The sequence below is a fragment of the Paenibacillus sp. 01T431 genome (genome assembly GCF_056398625.1).
In genome coordinates, this window is the sequence record NZ_JBFTPT010000008.1 from 290,010 (window position 1) to 314,826 (window position 24,817).

General features: G+C 42.9%; 27 protein-coding genes and 1 tRNA gene. 6 read left to right on the forward strand and 22 right to left on the reverse strand.

Annotation, left to right across the window (positions count from 1 at the left end; all coding sequences use genetic code 11):
- Genes AC1DM9_RS17090 through AC1DM9_RS17100 form a run of 3 tightly spaced genes read right to left on the reverse strand, consistent with a single transcriptional unit; the run spans position 1 to position 4,689 of the window.
- Positions 1 to 1,479 (reverse strand): Na+/H+ antiporter subunit D, encoded by a 1,479-nt coding sequence (locus AC1DM9_RS17090; RefSeq protein WP_477581214.1) that lies wholly within the window; start codon positions 1,477 to 1,479, stop codon positions 1 to 3.
- The gene (locus AC1DM9_RS17095) at positions 1,472 to 1,810 is read right to left on the reverse strand and encodes a Na(+)/H(+) antiporter subunit C (protein WP_054025754.1); all 339 of its coding nucleotides are present in this window, start codon (positions 1,808 to 1,810) and stop codon (positions 1,472 to 1,474) included. Before AC1DM9_RS17095 ends, AC1DM9_RS17090 begins: the two co-directional genes overlap by 8 nt.
- Positions 1,811 to 1,812: 2 nt before the next feature.
- On the reverse strand, positions 1,813 to 4,689 hold the full coding sequence (locus tag AC1DM9_RS17100) for a Na+/H+ antiporter subunit A (RefSeq protein WP_477581216.1): 2,877 nt from the start codon (positions 4,687 to 4,689) through the stop codon (positions 1,813 to 1,815).
- A 260-nt stretch (positions 4,690 to 4,949) separates the two neighbouring features.
- Here AC1DM9_RS17100 and AC1DM9_RS17105 point away from each other — a divergent pair, with 260 nt between their 5' ends.
- Positions 4,950 to 5,204, forward strand: coding sequence for a hypothetical protein (locus AC1DM9_RS17105; protein ID WP_441878074.1), 255 nt, complete (start codon positions 4,950 to 4,952; stop codon positions 5,202 to 5,204).
- Positions 5,205 to 5,227: 23 nt separating this feature from the next.
- On the opposite strand, the gene rpsR is transcribed toward AC1DM9_RS17105, so the two are convergent.
- The 3 genes from rpsR to rpsF form a co-directional block, all read right to left on the reverse strand.
- Positions 5,228 to 5,512 carry a 30S ribosomal protein S18 gene (rpsR, locus tag AC1DM9_RS17110; protein WP_054025756.1) on the reverse strand — a complete coding sequence of 95 codons (285 nt, stop codon included), beginning with the start codon at positions 5,510 to 5,512 and terminating at the stop codon, positions 5,228 to 5,230.
- Positions 5,513 to 5,611: 99 nt separating this feature from the next.
- Complete coding sequence (gene ssb, locus AC1DM9_RS17115; protein ID WP_054025757.1) at positions 5,612 to 6,133, reverse strand: single-stranded DNA-binding protein; 522 nt, start codon at positions 6,131 to 6,133, stop codon at positions 5,612 to 5,614.
- A 36-nt stretch (positions 6,134 to 6,169) separates the two neighbouring features.
- Positions 6,170 to 6,454 carry a 30S ribosomal protein S6 gene (gene rpsF, locus AC1DM9_RS17120; RefSeq protein ID WP_054025758.1) on the reverse strand — a complete coding sequence of 95 codons (285 nt, stop codon included), beginning with the start codon at positions 6,452 to 6,454 and terminating at the stop codon, positions 6,170 to 6,172.
- A gap of 271 nt (positions 6,455 to 6,725) precedes the next feature.
- Between rpsF and AC1DM9_RS17125 the strand changes: the two genes are divergently transcribed.
- Positions 6,726 to 6,908: a YjzC family protein gene (locus tag AC1DM9_RS17125; RefSeq protein ID WP_076266580.1), complete on the forward strand. Its 183-nt coding sequence runs from the start codon at positions 6,726 to 6,728 to the stop codon at positions 6,906 to 6,908.
- Positions 6,909 to 7,390: 482 nt separating this feature from the next.
- Here AC1DM9_RS17125 and AC1DM9_RS17130 read toward each other — a convergent pair.
- The 4 genes from AC1DM9_RS17130 to AC1DM9_RS17145 all read right to left on the reverse strand — a co-directional run bounded on the left by AC1DM9_RS17130 (position 7,391) and on the right by AC1DM9_RS17145 (position 8,925).
- Positions 7,391 to 7,481 (reverse strand) — tRNA-Ser (locus AC1DM9_RS17130).
- 80 nt (positions 7,482 to 7,561) lie between these two features.
- Positions 7,562 to 7,774: a DUF951 domain-containing protein gene (locus AC1DM9_RS17135; protein WP_054025760.1), complete on the reverse strand. Its 213-nt coding sequence runs from the start codon at positions 7,772 to 7,774 to the stop codon at positions 7,562 to 7,564.
- Complete coding sequence (locus AC1DM9_RS17140) at positions 7,764 to 8,639, reverse strand: mechanosensitive ion channel family protein (RefSeq protein WP_076266582.1); 876 nt, start codon at positions 8,637 to 8,639, stop codon at positions 7,764 to 7,766. Before AC1DM9_RS17140 ends, AC1DM9_RS17135 begins: the two co-directional genes overlap by 11 nt.
- 31 nt (positions 8,640 to 8,670) lie before the next feature.
- A complete protein-coding gene (locus AC1DM9_RS17145) occupies positions 8,671 to 8,925 on the reverse strand; it encodes a putative Se/S carrier protein (RefSeq protein ID WP_076266583.1) in 255 nt (84 codons plus the stop codon).
- A 112-nt stretch (positions 8,926 to 9,037) separates the two neighbouring features.
- Here AC1DM9_RS17145 and yyaC point away from each other — a divergent pair, with 112 nt between their 5' ends.
- Entirely contained in the window at positions 9,038 to 9,646 is a 609-nt protein-coding gene (gene yyaC, locus AC1DM9_RS17150; RefSeq protein ID WP_339205822.1) for a spore protease YyaC, read from the forward strand.
- A gap of 15 nt (positions 9,647 to 9,661) precedes the next feature.
- Here the strand turns inward: yyaC and AC1DM9_RS17155 are convergent, their stop codons facing one another.
- The 5 genes from AC1DM9_RS17155 to noc all read right to left on the reverse strand — a co-directional run bounded on the left by AC1DM9_RS17155 (position 9,662) and on the right by noc (position 14,080).
- On the reverse strand, positions 9,662 to 10,144 hold the full coding sequence (locus AC1DM9_RS17155) for a DUF4446 family protein (protein ID WP_477581219.1): 483 nt from the start codon (positions 10,142 to 10,144) through the stop codon (positions 9,662 to 9,664).
- Positions 10,145 to 10,171: 27 nt separating this feature from the next.
- Positions 10,172 to 11,344, reverse strand: coding sequence for an aminotransferase class V-fold PLP-dependent enzyme (locus AC1DM9_RS17160; RefSeq protein WP_477581221.1), 1,173 nt, complete (start codon positions 11,342 to 11,344; stop codon positions 10,172 to 10,174).
- Positions 11,345 to 11,448: 104 nt separating this feature from the next.
- Positions 11,449 to 12,300 carry a ParB/RepB/Spo0J family partition protein gene (locus AC1DM9_RS17165; RefSeq protein WP_441878064.1) on the reverse strand — a complete coding sequence of 284 codons (852 nt, stop codon included), beginning with the start codon at positions 12,298 to 12,300 and terminating at the stop codon, positions 11,449 to 11,451.
- Positions 12,281 to 13,054: a ParA family protein gene (locus AC1DM9_RS17170; protein WP_076266588.1), complete on the reverse strand. Its 774-nt coding sequence runs from the start codon at positions 13,052 to 13,054 to the stop codon at positions 12,281 to 12,283. The genes AC1DM9_RS17165 and AC1DM9_RS17170 overlap by 20 nt, the downstream gene beginning before the upstream one ends.
- 207 nt (positions 13,055 to 13,261) lie before the next feature.
- Entirely contained in the window at positions 13,262 to 14,080 is an 819-nt protein-coding gene (gene noc, locus AC1DM9_RS17175) for a nucleoid occlusion protein (RefSeq protein ID WP_076266589.1), read from the reverse strand.
- A gap of 333 nt (positions 14,081 to 14,413) precedes the next feature.
- Between noc and AC1DM9_RS17180 the strand changes: the two genes are divergently transcribed.
- Complete coding sequence (locus tag AC1DM9_RS17180) at positions 14,414 to 14,569, forward strand: hypothetical protein (protein ID WP_441878061.1); 156 nt, start codon at positions 14,414 to 14,416, stop codon at positions 14,567 to 14,569.
- Positions 14,570 to 14,665: 96 nt separating this feature from the next.
- Here the strand turns inward: AC1DM9_RS17180 and rsmG are convergent, their stop codons facing one another.
- The 7 genes from rsmG to rpmH form a co-directional block, all read right to left on the reverse strand.
- Positions 14,666 to 15,388 carry a 16S rRNA (guanine(527)-N(7))-methyltransferase RsmG gene (rsmG, locus tag AC1DM9_RS17185; protein ID WP_477550392.1) on the reverse strand — a complete coding sequence of 241 codons (723 nt, stop codon included), beginning with the start codon at positions 15,386 to 15,388 and terminating at the stop codon, positions 14,666 to 14,668.
- Position 15,389: 1 nt separating this feature from the next.
- The gene (gene mnmG / locus AC1DM9_RS17190; protein WP_076266591.1) at positions 15,390 to 17,279 is read right to left on the reverse strand and encodes a tRNA uridine-5-carboxymethylaminomethyl(34) synthesis enzyme MnmG; all 1,890 of its coding nucleotides are present in this window, start codon (positions 17,277 to 17,279) and stop codon (positions 15,390 to 15,392) included.
- A 306-nt stretch (positions 17,280 to 17,585) separates the two neighbouring features.
- A complete protein-coding gene (gene mnmE, locus AC1DM9_RS17195) occupies positions 17,586 to 18,965 on the reverse strand; it encodes a tRNA uridine-5-carboxymethylaminomethyl(34) synthesis GTPase MnmE (protein ID WP_477581223.1) in 1,380 nt (459 codons plus the stop codon).
- Between the two features lie 96 nt (positions 18,966 to 19,061).
- Positions 19,062 to 19,685: an RNA-binding cell elongation regulator Jag/EloR gene (gene jag / locus AC1DM9_RS17200; RefSeq protein ID WP_076266593.1), complete on the reverse strand. Its 624-nt coding sequence runs from the start codon at positions 19,683 to 19,685 to the stop codon at positions 19,062 to 19,064.
- Complete coding sequence (locus tag AC1DM9_RS17205) at positions 19,682 to 20,434, reverse strand: YidC/Oxa1 family membrane protein insertase (protein ID WP_441878478.1); 753 nt, start codon at positions 20,432 to 20,434, stop codon at positions 19,682 to 19,684. Before AC1DM9_RS17205 ends, jag begins: the two co-directional genes overlap by 4 nt.
- A gap of 272 nt (positions 20,435 to 20,706) precedes the next feature.
- On the reverse strand, positions 20,707 to 21,078 hold the full coding sequence (rnpA, locus tag AC1DM9_RS17210; RefSeq protein WP_076266594.1) for a ribonuclease P protein component: 372 nt from the start codon (positions 21,076 to 21,078) through the stop codon (positions 20,707 to 20,709).
- Between the two features lie 127 nt (positions 21,079 to 21,205).
- On the reverse strand, positions 21,206 to 21,340 hold the full coding sequence (rpmH, locus tag AC1DM9_RS17215; RefSeq protein ID WP_054025773.1) for a 50S ribosomal protein L34: 135 nt from the start codon (positions 21,338 to 21,340) through the stop codon (positions 21,206 to 21,208).
- Positions 21,341 to 21,980: 640 nt separating this feature from the next.
- On the opposite strand from rpmH, the gene dnaA reads away from it, so the two are divergent.
- Positions 21,981 to 23,336: a chromosomal replication initiator protein DnaA gene (dnaA, locus tag AC1DM9_RS17220; RefSeq protein ID WP_076266595.1), complete on the forward strand. Its 1,356-nt coding sequence runs from the start codon at positions 21,981 to 21,983 to the stop codon at positions 23,334 to 23,336.
- Positions 23,337 to 23,656: 320 nt separating this feature from the next.
- Positions 23,657 to 24,799 carry a DNA polymerase III subunit beta gene (dnaN, locus tag AC1DM9_RS17225; RefSeq protein ID WP_477581225.1) on the forward strand — a complete coding sequence of 381 codons (1,143 nt, stop codon included), beginning with the start codon at positions 23,657 to 23,659 and terminating at the stop codon, positions 24,797 to 24,799.
- The last annotated feature ends 18 nt before the right edge of the window (positions 24,800 to 24,817 follow it).

The window sequence follows — 24,817 nt, forward strand, 5'->3', positions numbered from 1 at the left end:
CTACTCCTTTAATACGGCATCGATATACTGCGCCGGATTGATAAGCGTATGCCCTGCTTCAGAAACGTATTGGTACACCCATTCCGATCCTATGCCCATCGCAACGACGATCAAGCATAACCCTGCTGTGGAAACAATAAATCCTTTATTAACGGCAGGCAGCGATTCGGCGTTTTTCATTTCTGCACCCCAGAAAGCCGCCATAAATATTTTGATCAAGGAATAGAGCACGATGAAGCTTGATGCTAGCGACACAGCTGTAAGCCAGAAATATTTTTCCTGAAAGCCGCCCATAATGATCAGCAATTTTCCTGTGAATCCACTAAGTGGAGGAATGCCTGCAATGGCTAACGCTGTGATAAAAAACATCCAGCCCATAAACGGATAACGCTTGATCAAACCTCCCATTTCCTTTAAACGCCCCGTACCAGCAATATACATAAGCATTCCTCCAATGATAAAAAGGAGTGCCTTGGCAACCATATCGTGCAGCAAATAGAACACGACTCCATCTAGCGCTTCCTTTGAGCTCACTGCTAACCCAAAAGCTAGAAAACCAACGCTGATGATGACATTGTAGTTCAAAATACGGCCAATATCGGAATAAGCGGCTGCCCCGAAAGCGCCTAAAACCATCGTTGCAGCGGCCATCCAAGCCATCCAATGATGCGTAATCGCAGGTTCGTGATAAAAGATAAGCGTAAATGTCCGTATGAGAGCATATAAGCCTACTTTCGTGAGCAGCGCACCAAACAATGCGGATACCGCTGCCGGAGGCGCACTATAAGAGCCGGGCAGCCAGAAAAATAGGAACAGTCCCGCCTTTAAAGAAAATACGATCATGAACAGTATCGCTATGACGTTCAAGACGCCGCTCTGACCTACTTCAGCTATGCGCTGTGATAAATCCGCCATATTCAAAGTGCCTACAACTCCGTACAAATAGGCGACTGCTGCTACAAATAGTGTTGAGGATAAAATATTAATTAAAATATATTTCAACGTTTCGCGGAGCTGCTTCTTCGTCCCTCCAAGCACGATAAGCGCATAGGAGGAAATAAGCATAACCTCGAAGCAAACAAATAAATTAAACAAATCTCCCGTAAGAAACGATCCGCTCACACCGACGAGCAGAAACTGATAAAACGGATAAAAATAATATTTTTCTCTCTCCTTGCCGATCGTTCCGAATGCAAAGAACAAACAGAAGGTGCCGACAATCGAAGTAGCCAAAACAAGCAATGCGGCAAGCATATCCCCAACGAACACAATACCATACGGCGGCAGCCAGCCTCCCATATGCAGCGTTTGAATGCCCTCCGTTTTTACTTGATAGATAAGGACAATAGCTGCAGCCAGATTAAAAAGCATACCAATCGCACTTATCCAACGCTGCCCGATCACACTATTTTTAAAAAACAAAAGAATAACTGCCGTACACAAAGGAATGAGAAGCGGGAATACAAGCAGATTATTCATCGTCATTCCCCCTTAACTGCTCCATATCGTCAGTACCCAGCTTCTGATAAGCCTTATACGCGAGTACAAAGAAAAAAGAGGTTACGCCAAAGCTAATGACGATAGAAGTTAGAATCAGAGCCTGCGGCAGCGGATCAACATACGTTTCCGCCTTTTCGCCAAGCAGCGGCGCAGCTCCTGTTTTCAGCTTGGACATCGTAAGCAGCAGCAAATGAACACCATGGGTAAGGATAGAGGTTCCCAAAATGATACGCAGCAGGCTTTTGGACAAGATCAGATAGACCCCGACTGTAAAAATAACACCGATTGCGAGTGACATATACAATTCCATAGCTACTTATCCCTCCCTATCGTTAAAATGATGGTCATCGTCACGCCAATAACGGTCAAATATACCCCTAAATCAAACAGCATTGCCGTAGCAAGCTCCGTATCGCCCAATAGCGGCAGCTCGAAGTGACCAAAGGCATGACTGAGGAATGGTGCATCAAATATAAAAGATCCTACTCCCGTCAAAATAGCAATCGACAGCCCAATCGCTGTTAATACTCGGAAATCGATAGGAATGACCTCTCGCATCGTCTGCAATCCAAAGGCCATCGTAAGCAAAATAAATGCAGCCGACGCCATTAATGCCCCGATAAATCCTCCGCCTGGGTGGTTATGCCCTGCGAACATCAAATACACTGAGAACGTTAATATAATGAAGATAACGACTTTCGCTATCGTTTTCAGAATAACATCGTTGCTTCTTACTACTGGAAACGCCAGCTTTCCTCTATTGCTTTGCTTAGGCAGAAACACTCTTTCATCCTCTGTATCCAGCTTCAGCTTAATCATGGAATAAATACCTAACGATGCGATGGCAAGGACAACAATTTCAAGCATCGTATCAAAGCCGCGGAAATCAACGAGGATGACGTTAACCACATTTTTGCCGCCCGCTAATTCGTAGCTCTCTTTTAAGAAAAAGTCTGATATAGAATCAAACGCGCGATTTCCGCTTGCACCAAGCGCAATTAATGTCATTATAATTCCCACACTAAGCGCAATAACGAAATTAGATAGTCGAAAACGCAGGGCGGCTATTTCCTTGCTCAGCTTCGGCAAATGATAGAAACATAAGAGGAACAGCGTCACCGATACTGTCTCGACGATCATCTGAGTCAAAGCTAGATCAGGCGCCTGTAGGATGACAAAAAACAAGGTGACCATATAACCTGCCGCACCCGTTAAAATGATAGCCATCATTCTCGACTTCGTAAACGGTATGGCAATAACCGATATGACTAAGACGATAATAATAACCGCCTCATATACGGATATTGGAGCATAATCCGAGAACTGAAACACATTCACTTTCTCTTGGATCATCGTTAACCCAAGCGACACAATTAGAAATACAAAAATGTACATCAAGTAGTGGCGAATGGAACCCGTCATATAACGGTTGGTCAACCGATTGGAGCCTCTATCCAATACTCGAAGCCCTCCATCATACATTTGGTTCAATGAGATGTGCTGGAAGAGCGGTTGATTGATCCACTGGATACGTTGATGAAACTTGAACAAAAGTGTCCCTGCAATAACGACGCCCATCGTCATAAATATTTCAGCTGTCCAGCCATGCCAGAATTGAATATGCACGAGGAAACGCTCGCCGGGCAGCAGCACATTCGGATGAATCGCAGCCATGGCAGGTTCAATTAAAGAGTACGCAAGCAGATTTGGGAACAAACCGATAACGACAGCTAAAGAAGCAAGAATGACCGGGGAAATAAGCATGCCGAGCGGCGCTTCATGCGGCTTCTTCGCCAACTTTTCAAACTGTGCTGGTCCCATAAACGTTCTAAATAGCAAAATCATGCTGTATACAAATGTAAATATACTTGCAACCCATGCGATAACGGGAATGATAGCCAGCATAAATGAAACGTTGAAAAAGTCCAGCTGCCTAATATTAAGAGCCGCTGTAAAAAACATTTCCTTGCTCAAAAAGCCATTAAACGGTGGCAGGCCCGCCATCGAGAAGGCTCCAATAAGCGCAATGGAGAAGGTTATTGGCATTAGAGCCATAAGACCGCCTAGCTTGCGAATGTCTCTCGTCCCTGTTTCATGGTCAACGATCCCGACAACCATGAACAAAGCACCTTTAAACACAGCATGGTTGATCAAATGAAAGATGGCCGCCATCGTTGCTTTTGCATAAAAGAGTGAATCTGTACCTCCTGTATAGAAAGCCGCCGCCGATCCAAGTCCAAATAAACTCATCAGCAAGCCGAGCTGGCTAATCGTTGAGAACGCGAGTAATGATTTTAAATCCGTCTGCTTCATCGCTCGGAAAGAGCCATAAATCATCGTCACAAGACCAAAGAACGAAACGAGCCAGAACCAAGCCGACTCTCCAGAGAAGATTGGACTGAACCTTGCGACTAAATATAAACCTGCCTTAACCATCGTCGCTGAGTGCAGATACGCACTTACAGGGGTTGGAGCCTCCATCGCATCGGGCAGCCAAATATGGAATGGAAACTGCGCCGATTTCGTAAACGCTCCGACTAGAATAAGCAGCATTGCGGGCAAAAACAATACATGGCCGCTTAGCGTATCAACGCTGCCGATGATCTCACGAATGCTAAAGGTACCTGACATCACATACAGCAGTACAAAACCAGCCAGCATAGAAAGGCCGCCGAATACTGTAATGAGCATAGATTTTAATGCGCCATATCTCGATTTCTCTCTATGGTTCCAGAAAGCGATCAGCAAGAACGAGGAAATGCTCGTCAGCTCCCAGAAACCATACAGCACAATAAGGTTATCTGATAGGACAACCCCGAGCATAGCCCCCATAAATAGAAGCAAATAAACATAAAAGGATGTTATCGCTTCCTTATTTTTATCCAAATAATAAATCGAATAAAGGACGACTAACGCGCCAATTCCCGTAATTAATAAGGCAAATAATAAACCTAAACCATCCAAATAAACGGTGAAATTGACTCCTAATGAAGGTATCCATGGGATGGTTGCTGTTATGGTTTCACCGCTTTGAATCGCTGGTATTTTCCATAGAAAATAACTAAACAGCAAAATTGGCAAAGGCAGAATAATCCAACCCGTATGAAGTCCATGCAGCAGCTTTCGCAGCAAAGGACTAATAGCAGCCATAATAAATGGTAAAATGATGATGACAGATAGCAAAAACACTCTCCCCTTCCTCTACAAATGACTTCCATAGCTTTTCCCTATTTCTATAAAAGTACTTCCATTTCTGCCGGAGCCTTAAAAAAACGCAAAAAGAGCCCGCTGTTGGCAGGCTCCTCCGATAAAAAAGTTAATTTAGTTGTTTTTTGACTACACTTTAGTATATCGTTCAAGTCTAAAATTGTCAAAAGAATTGAGATGACAAAGCGGGGAGAATGAAAATAGTTAAAATGGGGATTACTCTTACTAAAGGAGTGATCATCATGCGGCATACAAAAATAGCGATCAGCTCATTCATTTTCATTCTGATTTTAGCTGGCGCATGGCATTTGGATCAGCAAATGGACCAGCAGCGGAGCAAACAGCTGCTGCAGCCTGCATCCTTACTCCAATACAAAATATATTCAGCGCATGATTCTAACCATCATTTGGAGCCATATTCCCCTTACTTGCCTCGTGAATATATGCGTATCATTCGATTAGAAATACAAAAAAAGCCTACTGAGAAACCTCAGTAGGCTTTTTGATTCCAGACATCAACCTATTCAGTCGTGTAAGGAAGCAATGCGATTTGACGTGAACGTTTAATTGCGATTGTAAGCAAGCGTTGGTATTTCGCGCTTGTACCAGTCACACGACGTGGCAAGATTTTGCCGCGCTCGCTAATAAACTTTTTCAACAAATCAACATCTTTATAGTCAATTTTAGAAATTTTGTTTACAGTGAAGAAACAAACTTTACGGCGTTTGTTGCGTCCGCCTTTACGTCCGCTGAACTTACGTTCTGGACGCTCGTCGCCACCGTTATCTCTTTGCTTGAAAGCCATGATAGGTATCCTCCTTATCGTTGAAAATATTACAATTACACAACAGCTAAAGGCTGTGCAACTGCTCCATTGACATGTGCAGCCTGAGCTACACCATTATCAAAATGGCAAATCATCCTCTGATATATCAATCGGGCGTCCGTCATCCTGAAACGGATCACGGCTGTCGTTACGTGAGTTATTACCAGATGGACGGTTACCGCTGCTTTGGGACGCATTGCCGCCGAAATTGCTTCCGCCGGTGCTTGTACCGCCGCTGTAGCTGCTTCCACCCTCTTCACGCGATCCACCGCCATCTTTGTTGGATTCCAAGAACCGAACGTTATCAGCGATAACTTCCGTCACGTAGACGCGTTTGCCTTCGTTGTTCTCGTAATTCCGAACTTGAATGCGACCTTCAACCGCTGTTAAGCGGCCTTTGCGCAAATAGTTGGCGCAAGTCTCGGCCAGTTGACGCCATGTTACAACCGGAATAAAATCCGCTTCACGCTCACCTTGACCACCGCTTGTAAACGGACGATCTACCGCTAACGTAAATTGTGTAACTGCGACACCTGCAGGTGTATAGCGAAGCTCTGGGTCTCTCGTCAATCTACCAATTAGTATAACACGATTCAACATCGTTTCTGACCTCCCAATCGAACAATCCAGCTTGGATTAAGCGGCGTCTCTGACGATCAACGAACGGATAACTTCATCCGTAATCTTCATGATACGGTCAAGTTCATTTACAACTTCAGTAGTTGCATTGAAATGAACGAGTACAAAATAACCATCACGAAGCTTGTTGATTTCATACGCAAGACGACGTTTTCCGCTCACATCTTGCTTTGTGACTTCTCCGCCATTGGAGATAATGCCATGGAATTTGTCAACGATCGCTTGCAAGGCTTCTTGCTCAACGTCTGGACGAACGATGTACATTACTTCATATTTGCGCATATTGTTTCACCTCCTCTTGGACTAACGGCCCCATAAATGGAGCAAGGAACGAGCTTCTGCTCGCATCTCTATACTATATCAAATCTGAACGCCTATGACAAGCGAAAATAGATGATGGTGCTGCGCAAGCAAGTTCTGGCGATGATTCATCCATTTATAGCCGTTATCTGCTACTCATGCAAATTCCATTGCCCGCTAATACTACAACTTGAAGGGATAGATCTTGTGTATTTATCTATCCGCTCTAAATATAAGCTGGAGGCTGATCATAATGGGTGAAGGTACAATGTTTTCGCCGGGCGACAAAGCTCCGAATGATGGCACATACATCGAGGACGGTGTGAACTCATTTCATATGGGAATCAATAATCCGAAGAAGGTTAAGCTCAGCAAAGGGCAGCGTTTTCCTGACACCTCTAACCACGAGCGTAAATGGAAACGAATGGGCCATTAATTTTTCTACATGGTTTTGAATAATAAAACATCAGTTTGGCCATTCTAATTTTTGACGGTGCAAGAGAGGTGTGGTTCCATTGAACCATTTCGGCAAACGCGGAGACACTATACCCGTCTAAAAACGGATTAGCTCTCATCGCGTGAGGATTTCGTCCACTCAGGAGAGAAGCGGAGGGTTGTGCCAAAGACACTTGTCTGTAACACACGCGCATTCGAGCATTGATACACGTTACCGTTCAATCGGCCGTGTATGATTGTGCTCAAAAGGATTTAATGAAGCTTTAGCTGATTTGTTCCGATTGACGAATGATGTTTCAACAGCTTGCAGTGAGAATTGATCGACTCAGCCATTATTCACCGTCAGGAAGAGAGCTCGCAAGAGCTCTCTTTTCTATTTTATTTATTCCTTTGTATTTCCTAATCTATTAAAAAGACATAAAAAAACGGTTCCTCTGAAGGAACCGTAAATGTTTAATATAATGGCGGAGAAGGTGGGATTCGAACCCACGCACGGTTTGACCCGCCTAGCTGATTTCGAGTCAGCCCCCTTGGGCCTCTTGGGTACCTCTCCGCATGTAAAAATTATTGTATCACAGTGCTTGTCAACGCGCAAGTATTTCCTTAAAACCCCTCAGCCGTTCATACTTCTGCTTACGTTAAGCCTTCTTCAGAGGCTTTGGAGCGCAGCACCTTTTTCATGTTTTTTTCAAATTTAGCTCTAGGGATTAGAACGCTGTGCTTACAACCGACGCATTTAATGCGGATGTCCATCCCCATTCGAATGACTTCCATTTCATTAGAGCCGCATGGATGCTGTTTTTTCATTTGAACAACATCACCTAGCTCAAATTGCTTACGCTCCATCTTTTTCGCCTCCCTTTCCATTGCGATGATAAGTGACCATTCGAGGATACGGAATTTCAATACCACTCGCATCTAATGCCTTTTTCAGCTCCATATTTAACTTGCGTGATACAATGGGATGCGTATTCGGTCGACATTCAGCAATCACTCGAAGCGTTACCCCTGTTGGAGCAATAGCCTGAATACCTAGCACTTCCGGTGCATTAATTAAATTCTCATCCTTCATCGTGATCATCGTATGTCGAATGACCTCTAGCGCACGATTGACTTCTTCCTCAAAAGCAATCGAAATATCAACAACCGCTATGCTATTATTAATCGAGAAGTTTGTAACCTCATTGATCATGCCATTGGGAACAATATGAACCTCCCCGGTCCAGCTCTGAATACGGGTTGTCCTAAGTCCAATGACTTCTACGGTCCCTTTGAATTGCCCTGTCTGAATCACATCGCCAACAGCGAATTGATCTTCGAGTACAATAAAAAATCCCGTAATAATATCCTTCACCAGGCTTTGCGCACCAAACCCGACAGCAAGTCCTAGTACACCTGCTCCTGCGAGCAATGGCCCTAAATTAATCCCGAATTCAGACAATATGAGCATAATGGTTATAAAATAGACGACGTAAGAAGTTACATTTTTCATCAGCTTGCCTACGGTTGTCATTCGCCTTGTGTGGTTGATCAACATCTTGTTCTCACGCTCTAAAATAATTCGATCAATGGTTTTATGGATTACCCATACAACTACACGGCCAATGAATAAGAACATAACGATTCGCAGCGCAGAACTACCAAATGCTTGCCATAATTCATTGTTTGTCAACCAATCAACAAATTCATCATATCGTTCTCTGATTGACATCACAATTCCTCCTCATTAACTTTGAATATATTTACATGTCGATTTGCTCATAACCGGCTTCAATCGGCTTAAATATACCTCTAACTTCCACGTTTTCCTGCACAATAACTTCCTTAACCGTTATCAAATCTTCCTCAGGAAAATGAATAGATAATGCGCAGCCGGCTGTAATTTCCTTCGGTGTGGGACATATGTCAATTTCAATATCTGCGTATTCGAGCAGCATTTCTGCACGCAATGCTTGCTGAGTTGAATCGAAGGCAATTAACACAAGCAAGACCTCCATTAAATTAGCATGACAAACTTTCTTGGCAAACAAAATATCAAAACTATCTGACGTATAAAATGGTTGTCCTATCCATATACTAGTAGCATATCGGTATAATCGGAGGGATTCTATGAAGCTTTCATTTATTAAAGAGACGCCTTTGAAGGTACCCTACACCACCGCAAACGTAATTGGCATGCTAGTAAATCGACTTACAGCCATGCTCGAAGAAATGGCTGCTGCACGCCCCATCGTAGTTGTCTGCGTAGGCACGGACCGTTCAACAGGAGACTCTTTAGGACCGCTGATTGGAACCTCACTATCGAAATACCGCAGCCCTCATTTCTCACTATTTGGCACGCTTGAAAATCCGGTTCATGCTATGAATTTAGATGATACCCTTATCGAGATCAATCGGCGGTTCCACAAACCATTTGTGATTGGCATTGATGCCTGCCTTGGTCAAGTATCCAGCGTAGGCAGCATTCAAGTTGGTGTAGGCCCTGTGCGTCCTGGTGCTGGCGTCAACAAGGACCTTCCTCCTGTTGGCGACATTCATATTACTGGTATCGTTAATGTAGGCGGATTTATGGAGTATTTTGTGCTGCAAAACACTCGTCTGCATCTCGTTATGAAAATGGCCGACATTATTTCGCTCAGTTTATTTACTGCTATTGCGAACAATGCGCATATCACGACCAGCGTTCTTGAACAAACCGCAGCTTCGGATAATATTTAATAACAAATAAATTTCCTATTTTGCTTCCAAAATAGCTTTATGCTCTTCAGGGGTTAAAGGGTATACTGATTGGCCTTTTTCAAGAGGTTTTGCATAGACATAAGTATTCTCCCTGCTATGAATACCTGAAAATACGGCTCCATCTTTCTCATCATTGATAATTGCGATTGAAAAGCTGAGATCACTGCCCTGTTCAGCAAAAGCATTATAACGAATGACGCCTACTTTTCCTTTTTGCTTTGTTACAGTAGATTGCATATCAATTAGCTGAGCCTTCAGCTCCGCATTCGCTTGCTGCTGCTCGGCAAGGCCTTGCTTCAATTCAACAATGACATCTTCCATATTCGTCACACCTGTATTCCCCATAACCGCTGTATATTGCTTTCTTAGCTTTTTCAGCCGCCCGCCTAAAACCGCTATCCAAATGAATAATACGATGGCAAATAACGCAATGCCCACCGTAACTGCATTCATCGGATTTGATGTCCAATCTTCCATCTTAGCTACTCCGCCCCCAGTTCAATGCTAAACGCCATATTGCTGTGCAATCTCTCTGATTGCACCTGTTAACGCATCAATTTCTTCATTCGTTGTAAATACACCGACACTTGCTCGTATAGCTCCTGTTTCCAATGTTCCTGCACAAGCATGTGCGAGTGGAGTGCAATGAAATCCAGCTCGCACAGCAATTCGGTAATGCTGATCCAATATGAATGATAATTCAGAAGCATCAACGCCCTCTAGGTTAAAAGCTACAATACCTGTTCTTTGTTCCCCAAGCTCTGGTCCCAGTATTTTGACTCCCTTTACTGGTTCAAGGCCTTGCATTAATCTCTGAGTAAGCATCCATTCCTTAGTATGGATATTGTGCACCGTCTCATACAGAACATACTGTACACCGGTTTTGAGCCCTGCCAAGCCCGGTGTATTTTGTGTTCCCGCCTCATAACGATCTGGCCTCACTTGAGGCTGCTCTACTGCCTCAGATTGGCTTCCTGTCCCACCATGCAATAAAGGCACCAAATCAAGCTCAGGATCGATGTACAGCCCTCCTGTGCCTTGTGGGCCGAGCAACCCTTTGTGTCCCGGGAAAGCCAGCATGTGAATGCCCATTGTTCTTACATCTATAGGTAAAATACCTGCACTTTGCGCGGCATCAACTAACAATTTTATTCCATGCTTCCTTGTTAGTTCAGCTATATCTGCAACAGGCATAATTGTTCCTAACAGGTTGGAACTATGATTAACAATAGCAAGTGTTGTGTTAGAACGAATAGCTGAGGCAACATCATCTATGTTAATATTTCCACGTTCATCCGATTCTACATATGTCACTTCAATACCGATTGTCTGTTCCAGAAAATATAAAGGTCTTCTTACTGAATTATGTTCAACTGAGGTTGCGATAACATGATCACCAGGCTTCAACCAACCTTTTATCGCCATGTTTAATGACATCGTCGTATTAGAGGTGAATGCTATGTCATTCGGGTTTTTTATGTTAAATAGTTTAGCCAATTGTTTGCGCGTTTCAAATAATATTCGACTTGCTCGCACAGCCATAGCATGACTGCCTCTTCCCGGATTAGCAGCGTCATTTAACATAGCATTAACAACTGCTTCTGTTACTGCAGGCGGCTTAGGCCAAGAGGTTGCCGCATGATCCAAATAAATGAGTGATTGGTTACGATTGCTCACGAATTTCACACCTTTCCTAGCTGCCTGCTCACAACAATGGCATACCTTAGTTTAATCTTTCAAAAGCAAGATTACAACTAAGGTATGCCATTGTTTGGTATAGTCTATGCCATGTATTGAAGCAATTCTAGCAAACGTTCCAAATCCTGTTTACTATAGTATTGTAGCTCAATTTTGCCTTTATCTTTTTGCTGTTTAATTTTCACTGTCGTTTTAAATCGTTCACGAAGCGACTCCTCTAAATGGTCAATATACGGATCGCGTTTTTTCTGATTCGGCTTCGCTGTATCTTCCGGCTGCTTAGAATCAAGCTTCTGAATCGCCTCTTCAAGCTCGCGGACACTCCACTCTTGAGAAACGGTAAGATCTGCTAATTCCTTTTGCACCTTATCATCTTTAATGCCGACCAACGCTCTTGCGTGACCCATAGAAATTGTTCCACGTGAAACATTATCTTTTATTTCAGTTGGCAACGAAAGCAACCGAACGAAGTTGGCAATATGAGAACGGGACTTTCCGACCTTCATGGACAACTCTTCTTGCGTAAGCTTGAACTTATCGATAAGCGCCTGATAAGCAATTGCAACTTCAATTGCATTCAAATCCTCGCGCTGTAGGTTCTCAATTAAAGCAATCTCCATAACCTGTTGATCAGTAAACGATCTTACTACAGCAGGTATAGTCGCATTTCCACAATATTGTGAAGCACGGAAACGTCTTTCACCTGCTATGATTTCGTAACCTTTCAATACAGTACGAACAATAATAGGTTGAATGATGCCATGCTGCTTAATGGATTCTGCTAATTCTTTAATCGAATCCTCATCAAATGTTTTCCTAGGTTGATACGGATTAGGCCTTAGTTGGGATAAGGTAATTTCAATCACTTTATCATCGTCATTCACAGAAAGCGATGGGATAAGCGCATCCAGCCCTCTACCTAGCCGCTTGCTCATACATAATCACTTCCTTTGCGAGTTCAAGATAAACTTCTGCACCTTTAGAACGCGGGTCGTATGTGATAATAGCTTGTCCATGTGATGGCGCTTCACTTAAACGTACATTACGTGGAATAATCGTTTGATACACTTTTTGTTGGAAATACTTTTTCACTTCTTCAATAACTTGAATTCCCAAATTCGTTCTCGCATCAAGCATGGTCAGAAGAACACCCTCAATTTGAAGCGATGTATTTAAATGCTTTTGAACGAGTCGAACCGTATTAAGCAGTTGACTCAAACCTTCAAGAGCATAATATTCGCACTGAATAGGAATAAGAACAGAATCAGCTGCGGTTAACGAATTTATCGTTAATATCCCAAGTGACGGAGGACAATCAATAAGCACATAATCGAAATCATCCTTAACCATATGCAAAGACTTTTTCAAACGCAGCTCTCTTGATATCGTCGGCACTAATTCGATTTCGGCACCAGCCAATTGAATCGTTGCTGGAATGATTTTCAGACCTGGAACAGCCGTCTCAAACATTGCATCTTTTGGATGGACTTCATTAATAAGCACATCGTAAATACAATTCGTTACGTCCCCTTTGTTAATACCGAGACCACTTGTTGTATTCCCTTGTGGATCAATATCAACTAGCAGCACTTTTTTACCAAGTGATGCAAGACAGGCAGCTAAATTGACAGACGTTGTCGTTTTTCCGACACCGCCCTTCTGGTTGGCTATTGCAATTATCTTCGACAAAACCGGCTCACCTCTATGTGTACAACTTTTATGTGCTATTTTCTTAAGATCCATTAACGTAAAAATGCTAATAACATAAAACTAGTTAATTATCATGAATCATACATGTACAGCACATTTAATAAAAAACTAGCTACAAATGGCATCGCCGCCCTCAGTGAGGACGGCACAAATAAGCATTAAATTATACTATTTTAAGATATAACTCTATCTTTTAGGGATCTGGATCGTAATTTCATAATGATCTTCATGATCCTTTTCATTCGTCTTAATTTGCAATCCAGATCCAGAAACCATTTCAATGGATTGTCTGATTGTATTAAGGGCCAGACGTACGTCCTTAGTAAAAGAAATACGTTTCGCTTTCTTGAGTTTGGTTGACTCTTTTAGGAAAGCGATTCTAACCTCAGTCTGCTTAACATTCAAATCTTTAGTTATGATTTCATCTAATACTTTAAGCTGCAACTCTTCATTATCGAGCGACAACAAAGCCCTTGCATGTCGTTCCGTAATTTTCCGTTCCATTAAAGCCATCTTAATCGTATCATTCAACATTAACAATCTTAATTTATTGGCAATCGTCGATTGACTTTTCCCTAGACGCTGAGCCAAGCTTTCCTGTGTTAATTGATGAAGCTCGATTAATTTTTGATAAGCTATCGCTTCCTCAATTGCTGATAAACCTTCTCTTTGAAGATTCTCAATTAATGCAATGGAAGCTGTTTGTGAATCGTTGAATTCACGAACAATACCAGGGATCGTATCGTAACCTAGCTTAGTAACAGCACGCCAGCGACGTTCCCCTGCTATGATTTCATATCTTCCATTACGCATACGAACAACGATAGGCTGAATAACACCATGCGTTTTTATCGTTTGACATAATTCTTCAATTCGGTCATCATCAAAAATCGTCCGCGGCTGAAATGGGCTTGCGTCGATTTCTTGAATCGGTATTTGCCGAACTTCTTCTTGCGGTATGCGCTGCTCGGACAGGCCGAACAATCGAGAAAATTGTTCTTTCATATCGATAATTACCACCCGATCATGAGATAAACCTTGTTTTTAATCACTTCAAAAGAAACCATAACCCCCATCATAGTAATGGGAAGCATGCGTTTCACACAAAATGTCAGCATTAACACTAGTAAACTAGGAAAATGTCTCCATTCTATTAAAAAGCAATTACAAGGTTTTTGCAATAAATACGCTTCAGCAGTAAGATTGGTTCATTGCCAATTGGATTATTTCGGTTACTAGAACCTCTCTCAGGTAATAATCGTCAACTGCACGGCGAACATCCATAACAAAATTCATTCGGAAATGATAGGAGAGGCTTCAGTTAAAATATAATCAGGTATGGCTGTAAAGCTTGATACGATGCTTATATTTGCCCGTGATACGAACTTCAATGTGTCTTATGAAGACGTTTATTGGTTCGTCTATGTAACGGTATCGTCCAGTCTCTTCATCTACTATAATAATTCGACTATCACTGGACGATCTCCTGCTTGACATCATTTTAGAACAAATAATTGTTATAAGAAAATGGAAGTTCTTTTCCCCAAGTAACCATTTGCAAAATGTTTCACGTGGAACATTAGATGCCAGCTACATAAGTGGCTGTTTTAGTGGAGTGCCTGCTTTTCTAGGGTATTTACGCGGAGTAGCATCTAGCTTCTCTATTAAAACAATATGTCGCTCTGATTGCTCGTTTGGAAGTGATAACTGATGCTGTGATTTAATTTTTCCTTTGAGCTCTCTTAGGCTTAAAGCTGCCTCCCGAACTTCTTCATCCGATTGCGAGCCTTTCATAGCAGCAAACAATCCACCTTTTTTTACGAAGGGCAAACAAAATTCATTTAATACATTTAATCTCGCAACTGCCCTTGCCGTTACTAAATCATACTTGTCACGGTGGTCTGGCAATTGTGCAATATCTTCAGCCCGTCCATGCAAGCATAAAACCTGATCTAAACCAAGCTGCTCTTTCAGATGCGTTAGGAATTGTATTCTTTTATTCAAAGAATCAACAATCATGATTTGCAAATGAGGAAAACAAATTTTCAAAGGAATACTAGGAAAACCCGCTCCTGAGCCTATATCAGCAAGCTTACGAACACTGTCCATCTTCGTATAAAAAGAAAGCGATACGGAATCATAAAAATGTTTCTCGTATACAGCATCTCGTTCGGTAATGCCGGTCAAATTCATTTTCTCATTCCACTCAACGAGCAGGCGATAATAAGTTTCGAACTGTTCAAGCTGAAAGGGAGAAAGCGGAATGCCGCTCTCCTCCATTCGTTTTGTAAACCATTTTAAAGTTTCGTCCATATTATGATCCTCTCGCTGCAGTAACACGGTTGTAATGTTCCAAGTAAACAAGCAGTATAGAAATATCAGCTGGTGTAACACCGGCAATCCTTGACGCTTGACCAATAGATAGCGGTCTGATAACAGAAAGCTTTTGCTTCGCTTCAGATGCTAAGCTGCGAACATCACTATAATCAATGTCATCAGGAATACGTTTTTTCTCCATTTTGTTCAAACGTGCTACTTGCACAAGCTGCTTCTCAATATAACCTGCATATTTAATTTGAATTTCAACCTGTTCCTTCATTTCCTCTGTCATTTCTGGAACGGAAGGTACAACCGTTTCCAGCATCGCATAAGTAACTTCCGGTCGACGAAGCAACGATAACGCATCAGTGCCATGCTCCATTGGCGCTGTACCCGCTGCTATCAGCATTTCATTTGCTTGATCAGGTTTTACTTTAGTTCCGCGTAGACGTTCAATATCCATTTCAACCAATTCTTTTTTACGCAAAAATTTATTGTAACGTTCTTCCGAAATAAGACCGATTTCGTAGCCAGTTGGCGTTAGACGATAATCTGCATTGTCGTGGCGAAGCAGCAATCGATATTCCGCTCTTGAAGTGAGCAAACGATAAGGATCGTTCGTCCCCTTCGTAACAAGATCGTCGATCATTACACCGATATAGCCATCTGCACGACCGATAATAATCGGTTCTTTCCCTTGTACTTTGCGTGCAGCATTAATGCCAGCCATAACGCCTTGTCCCGCTGCTTCCTCATAACCAGAAGTTCCGTTTATTTGTCCAGCTGTGAATAAACCGTCAATCACCTTTGTCTCCAAAGATGGCCACAGCTGTGTAGGAACTACCGCATCATATTCGATCGCATATCCGTTACGCATCATCTCAACTTTTTCCAAACCTGGTATAGAACGTAAAATACCAAGCTGTACATCTTCCGGCATACTTGTGGAGAGACCTTGTACATAATACTCAGAGGTATTTTTACCTTCTGGCTCTAAGAAGATTTGGTGTTTTGGCTTATCAGCAAAACGGACGATTTTATCTTCAATAGAAGGACAATATCTTGGGCCCGTTCCCTCAATTGCACCTGAGAACATTGGCGCACGATGAAGATTGTCATTGATAATTTTGTGCGTCGCTTCAGATGTATATGTTAACCAGCAAGGCAATTGCTCGTTTGTGGAAGATTCCGTCTCATGCGAGAAAAACTTCGGTTTGTCGTCGCCAGGTTGAATTTCTGTTTTCGAAAAATCAATCGTGTCTTTGTGAACACGCGGAGGCGTACCTGTCTTGAAACGTACAAGCTCCAAACCATGCTCCTTCAAGCTTGCCGAAAGTCTGACTGACGGCTGTTGATTATTTGGTCCGCTCTCATACATCAGCTCGCCCATAATAATTTTGCCGCGCAAATAGGTGCCCGTTGTAACAACCGTTGTCTTTGCACGATACTCAGCGCCTGTTTTTGTAACGATTCCTAAGCATTTACCATCCTCAACAATAAGCTCTTCAGCCATACCTTGTCTCAGAGTCAAATGAGGTGTTTCTTCAATTGTCTTTTTCATTAAATGCTGATAATCAAACTTGTCAGCTTGCGCACGCAGTGCATGCACCGCTGGACCTTTACCTGTATTAAGCATCCTCATTTGAATGAACGTTTTATCGATATTACGTCCCATCTCACCGCCGAGCGCATCAATTTCACGCACCACATGGCCTTTTGCCGGTCCGCCGATAGATGGATTACATGGCATAAAAGCAACCATGTCTAGATTTATTGTAAGCAGCAGCGTTTCGCAGCCCATACGTGCAGCCGCAAGTGCAGCTTCACATCCTGCATGCCCCGCTCCAATGACGATCACATCATATTCACCAGCTATATATCTCATTGTCCTTTACCCTCCTAAAGGTTTTCATAGAAAACCACTTCGTAAGCATAACCGAAGGCTTTCATTGAAAACTTTCTTATGCCCCATCATTTCAGTGAAACCTATATGCTGAATAGAATAACGATTAGCTCGATATTCTATTTCCTTAATTAACACTTAGAGCTGCGCTAATCTTAAATCACAGAGACAGCTGGAAACTCTGCCTCATTAGCAAAATCACTTTTTAGCAGCGAACTAACTTTACTTCTTCATTAAAGCCACATGTTGTAAGTTTAATTCATATCGGCTGCAAAAGCCTACTTCCATCTATTTCCCTAAGCAGAACTGCGAGAAAATTTGATCGATTAATGAATCTCCAGCCTCATCACCCAAAATTTCACCAAGCGACTCCCACGCGGATCTGGCATCGATCTGAATAAGGTCAATCGGTATTCCTGTATCAGATGCTTCTATTGCATCGACTAGCGATTGCCTTGCCCGCTTCAATAAAGCAATATGTCGAACATTGCTCACATATGTCAGATCACCTGATTCAAGCTGGCCTTCAAAAAACATCTCGCTAATCGTCTTCTCTAAACGGTCTAACCCATCTTCCTCAAGAACCGACATTTTAACGATGGAATCGACCGGAATCGACTCCTCCACCACCTCAATTTCTAATTGACGCGGCAAGTCAGTCTTATTTATGATCGCAATGACTGGGCGACCCTTCATTTGCAACAAAAGTTCCCGATCATCAACTTGCAACGGCTCATTATAGTTCAGCACTAGCAAAATGAGATCCGCTTCTTCAAGCGCATTGCGAGAGCGCTCCACCCCAATTCGCTCAACAACATCCGTTGTTTCACGAATACCAGCCGTATCGAGCAGTCGAAGTGGAATTCCGTTTAGCGCTACAAATTGTTCAATGACATCACGAGTCGTACCTGGGATATCGGTAACGATAGCCTTATTCTCCTGCGTCAGTACATTCATAAGAGACGATTTACCGACATTGGGACGCCCAACGATTGCTGTTACAATACCTTCTCTTAGTATCTTGCCTTCGTTTGCGGTTTTTAACAGACGATCTATTTCATTAATAGCAGAATCGCATTGGTCACGAATAAACGAGCTCGTCATTTCCTCTACGTCATGCTCCGGATAATCGATGTTTACTTCTATATGGGCAAGCAGCTCAATGACCGTCTGCCGCAAAGCTTTAATCCGCTTCGACAGAACGCCCTCCGCTTGTTTGCGGGCAACGGAAAAAGCTCGATCAGATTTGGAACGAATCAAATCGATAACAGCCTCTGCCTGCATAAGATCGATTCGACCATTCAGGAAGGCACGCTTCGTAAACTCGCCTGGCTCCGCTGTGCGATAGCCGTCCAGCTGCAATACGACATCAAGCACCTTTTTAACAGCAATAACGCCGCCATGTGCGTTAATTTCGACAACATCCTCCGCGGTAAACGAACGGGGGCCTCTCATCAGCGTAACAAGTACTTCTTCAACCTCTTCTCCAGACCTCGGATCGAGAATATGACCATAATGCAGCGTATGTGTATCCGCATCATTTAGATTTATTTTCGAACGAAAAACACTCGCGATACCTGCAATTGCCTCAGGTCCGCTTACTCTTATTATTGCGATTCCGCCTTCTCCGACTGCTGTGGAAATGGCAGCTATCGTATCATGTACCATTGCTGTCAGCACCTCTCAAATGGAAAAACAGCAATGACCATTATGAGCCATTGCTGTGGATAGCGTATTGATTCGTATACATTTATAATGTACAGCTTATTGTCTTAATGCAATAACGACTCGCCGGTTCGGCTCATCGCCTTTACTAAACGTTTTCACCTTAGGGTGGTTCTGCAACTGCGAATGAATAACTTTGCGCTCATGCGGCGACATCGGCTCCAAGACAACTTCTTTCCTTGTGCGGATAACTCGTCCCGCCAAACGATCGGATAAATCCGCTAACGTTTTGCGGCGGCGCTCCCGAAAATCTTCTGCATCAAGTACGATACGCAAATGACTGTCTGAATAACGATTAGCCACAATATTAACCAAGTACTGTAATGCATCCAACGTTTGTCCGCGACGTCCAATCAGCATGCCAAGATCTCCACTGCCTGTTACAGCAATATGTATACCGTCTCTTGTTTGCTTTCGATCGATGTTTACTTGCAATCCCATCGTGCCAGCCACTTCACGGAGGAAATTCTCCGCTTCAAGCATGGGATCGGGAATAAGCTCAAGCTCAACTTTCGCTTCCTTTGCGCCGAACAGTCCAAAGAAACCTTTGGTTGGCTGCTCAAGCACAACTTGTTTAACGCGGTCTTCAGTTACTTGCAATTGTAATAATCCGTTACGTACAGCATCTTCTACCGTTTTCCCCGATGCAATGATTTTCTTCATTTCGCAGGGGCCTCCTTACCTTTGTCAGATGAACGAACGTATAGGAAGTAGTTTTGAATGATTGTGTAAATGTTGCTGTAAACCCAGTACAAAGGAAGAGCCGCTGGGAAAGAAAGTGCCATTACAAAAATGAGCACAGGGAAGATCGCCAGCATCATGCCCATACCTGGCATTGTTTGTGTTTGCTGCTTCTGCATCATCTTTGACTGAATGAACGTTGTAGCGGCAGCGAGAATAGGAAGAATGTAATACGGATCTTTCTCTCCAAGCTGAAGCCACAGGAATGTATGCTCACGAATATCAGGGTTTTTGTAGATTGAATTGTACAAAGCGATAAAAATCGGCATTTGAACAATTAGAGGCAAACAGCCCGCCATCGGATTTACCTTATGCGTTTGGAAAAGCTTCATTGTCTCTTCTTGCTGCTTTTGCGGATTGTCTTTGTGCTTTTTCTTAATTTCAGCCATTTGCGGCTGCAACGCTTGCATAGCTTTGGAGCTGCGGTACTGTTTTAGCGTTAACGGCAAAATCAATGTTCTTACAATGATCGTCAGGAGCAATATCGCAAGTCCGTAGGAGTCGCCAAACCAGCCTGCGAACGTATCAAGCGTTAAGGCAAAGTAATAAACGACGTTCTTCTCCCAGAAGTTCCCCTTCAATAGATCAGCAGTCTCGGTTGTCTCTGTTGATGGAGCGCCGCATCCTGCCAGCACACCCATAAGCAGAACAAGACCGAACACTAAAATCATTTTCTTGTTTTTTGTCCAAAACAACAACTTTAAAACTCCTCTCTGAAAGCCATTACATCAAGCGTCAGCGGCAATAGCCGTGCTCTTGCGGCGCAGCATATGTTTCGTGGAAAAATACAGGCATTGTATGACTAATACAATCTTATATTTTCAATCTAGACTATACCATAATTTATGGGACAAAGAAACAACGAGACTATCCATGCATCCGCTTTCTTGGCGCATGCTGTATCACGTTTTTTAGGCATGCGAAGCAAGCCGGCAAAATATCGTTAATCTGCCTGCTTCTCTTTTGAAATACTCGTGCTTTTCAGCAAACCGGCCTTCTTCAATACATGAAGAACGCTCTTCTCCATATCCTTCATCTTCATCAATGTAGCAGGCTTTCTTACTATTAGTATGAAGTCGGTTCTGGGAACGATTCGATTGGCTTGGTGACGAACAATTTCTTTAATCATTCTGCGCATGCGATTACGTACTACCGCATTGCCTATTTTTTTGCTTGCCGATACACCGAGGCGAAATGGTTCCGCCGATGGTTGCTTCGACCAATAGACGACGAATTGCCCATTCGCAAACGATTTGCCGCCTCGATAAATCCGGCTGAAGTCTTCACGATTGCGAAGACGCAATTTTCTATGCACGACTGTTGGCCACCGTTCTCTTGTTCATCTTCTAAGTATAGTCAGCAAGCGAGCAGCCTAAGCTGCTGCTCACTCACTCCTCATCCTCACAAGCAAAAAAAAAAGACCACCGGACGTGGTCTTCTGCTTATGCGCTCAGTACTTTTCTTCCTCTTTGACGACGCGCTGCCAAAACTTTACGTCCGTTCTTCGTGCTCATCCGTTTGCGGAATCCATGCACTTTCGCGCGTTTGCTTACATTAGGTCTAAATGTAGGTCTCATCGTTCTGCACCTCCTATACTGCGTGTTTCCAATCAAGCGTAAACGGCTCTCGCCGTCATAGTTTGACGGAGCAGCATCGTTTCGCGGTGTATATAAGCAGCATTATAAGCATGCACCTATAACGTCTTATATTTAAAAAAACGCTTTTTTTATTAAACCATGCCCAGCCCCAAAAGTCAATGATCAGCTCCAGCACCCTCTTGTTGATAAAAATAATTTCAAGTCAGCTGTGGATAAACGCATGAATTGACTTCATTTTTCAAAAACTAATAACATGTGCACAATCCACAGGCGGGTTAAACGAACTTTGTCGAAATCTTAACAAGATATAAACAATATGTAGTGGTGTAGATAACTTTTATGCACAAGCAGTTGAGAATGTGGATAAAATATGCGATTTCGTTGAAATATAAGGCATCTTTTGCTATGATAATTATGTTTTCATTGTGGATTAGATCAATATTGCCTCAGTTTTATCAACAGCCTGTGGATAACATTGTGAACAAACTCATCCCCTATTTATAACTCATTCACTTATTTCTCTTCATAATGTGGATGCTTTCGTTATAATACCCTTGTTTTCGACATTTTTTCTTGCAACTGCGCCACTTGTGGCGATTTGGATAAGGAGTGACAGTCTGTGGACAGCCATACCTATGATTTATGGCAGCAAGTGTTGTCGATCATACAGACGAAATTGAGCAAACCGAGCTTTGACACTTGGTTCAAAGCAACGAAAGCTAATTTTGTTGATGATTCCATGCTTGAAGTAACAGCGCCGACAACATTTGCGGCCGAATGGCTGGAGGGCCGTTATACGAAGCTAATAAGAACGACACTGTTTGAGTTTTTGGGCAGACAAGTCGATGTTCGCTTCTCTATTGAGGAACCGAAGGGTGCGGAGCCCGCATATATGTTCCCGCCGAAAGCGGTGCATTCCCCTGTCATGAATGAGGAAGCGACACCTACTCATATGCTTAACCCGAAGTATACGTTTGATACATTCGTTATCGGTGCTAACAACCGTTTTGCGCATGCAGCATCGCTTGCCGTAGCGGAAGCGCCGGCCAAAGCTTACAATCCATTGTTTTTATACGGTGGAGTTGGGCTAGGCAAAACCCACTTAATGCATGCCATTGGCCACTACATCATGGATCACAACCCGAATACGAAAGTTCTTTACATCTCGTCTGAGAAATTCACCAACGAATTCATTAACGCAATCCGTGATAATCGTGGTGAAAGCTTCCGTACGAAGTATCGCAATATCGATGTTCTGCTCATCGACGATATTCAATTTCTAGCCGGAAAAGAACAGACGCAGGAAGAGTTTTTCCACACCTTTAATGCGCTGCATGAGGAGCGGAAACAAATTGTCATTTCAAGTGACCGGCCTCCAAAGGAAATTCCTACGCTGGAAGAAAGGCTTCGCTCTCGCTTTGAATGGGGACTTATTACCGACATTCAGCCGCCGGATCTGGAGACGCGGATTGCAATACTGCGCAAGAAAGCACGCGCTGAGAATCTAGATATTCCTAACGAAGCGATGATCTATATCGCTAATCAAATCGATACAAATATTCGTGAACTGGAGGGTGCCCTTATTCGGGTAGTCGCCTATTCATCCTTGATAAATGCAGACATTACGTCGCATTTGGCGGCAGAAGCGCTTAAGGATATCATTCCTTCCAGCAGACCTAGAATGATTACGATGCATGATATTCAGACGAAGGTTGGGGAGTTCTACGGGCTGCGGCTAGAGGAATTCAAAGCGCGGAAACGAACGAAGGCGGTAGCCTATCCTAGGCAAATCGCAATGTATCTATCCAGGGAGCTCACCGATTTCTCGCTTCCGAAGATTGGCGAAGCTTTTGGCGGGCGTGACCATACAACCGTTATCCACGCACATGAGAAAATTACACAGCAGCTTAAAATAGATCAGGACCTGTACAAAATCATTCAAAACCTGACCGAAAAGATCAAAAATCATATGTGAACAACTAAGCAAGCCTATGCACAAGCTATGCACATGTGGATAGGCTTGCTTTATCGGTCTTCCAAGGGGTTATCCACATATTCAGTGCCCCTACTACTACGACTACTAAAAATCTTTAAAAAAACATCATCAAATACGGCAAAACGGCTGATGCCAGCCTTTACAGGCAAATGCTCGCTTCGCGGTCAAGTATAAGGTTTGTATAACGTTTAAAATAAACGCGAAATCATCAAAACATAACCAATTTACGCCGTTTTCAAAAAAATCGTTTGTGAGAGCTCATACTTGGATGAATTTATAAGAACGCTAGGAGTGAAATCATGAAATTAACAATCTCAAAAAATGAATTAAACGATGCGATCCAGCAAGTAGCAAAGGCTGCTTCCTCACGTCCTGCTATACCTATTCTCGGCGGTATCAAAATTGAGGTTACTCATCTAGGGGTAACACTTACAGCAAGCGATACCGATATCTCTATTCAAAGCTTCATCCCTGTGGAAAGAGATCAATTCGTTATTGCACATGTGGATAAACCGGGAAGCGTCGTTTTGCCCGCAAAGTTTTTCGTGGAGATTGTAAAAAAACTCCCATCCGAGCAAGTCGTTATCGATGTGAGCAATACTTACCAGACGATGATCCGTTCGGGCTCTACTGAAATACAAATGGTCGGACTTGATCCGGAAGAATTTCCAGTACTTCCTTCCATCGAGCAAAACGATATATTGCAAATGCCTGGCGATCTATTAAAAGCAATGATTCGCCAAACTGTGCTTGCAGCCTCAGCAAGTGAACAAACGCCTATTTTGACAGGTGTACTTTGGAACTTGCTTGAAGGGGAATTGAAATTTGTAGCAACGGACCGCCACCGTCTAGCAAGCCGTACCGCACAAGTTGAAACAGAAGCACAGCTCAAATTCAGCAATGTCGTCATTTCAGCGAAAACACTAATTGAGCTATCCAAGCTCGTTCCAGAGCAAAATGCTCTTGTCGATATCGTTGTATCAGACAACCAAGTGTTGTTTAAACTCGGAAATGTATTATTTTATACACGTATCCTTGATGGAACTTATCCCGATACTTCTAAAATTATTCCGCAAACGTTCAAAACAGAACTTGTACTTGATACAAAAAATGTGATGGACGCGATTGATCGTGCCTACCTCATGTCTCGTGAGGAAAAAACGAATATCGTACGCCTTATGACGCTTGAAGATGGAACGATTGAAATTTCATCCAGCTCGACTGAGCTTGGACGAGTAACGGAGCAGCTTGAAGCAAAAGAATTTAATGGCGAGCCTCTTCGAATCGCATTTAACTCTAAATATATGCTCGACGTCCTTAAAGTCATTGATAGCGAGCAATTGTTTATTGGCTTTACAGGCGCAATGAGCCCTATTATTATTCGTCCTATGGATCATGCATATAGCATGTATGTCATCTTGCCTTATAGAACAACGGGCTAAATCTCAAATATAAGCAAG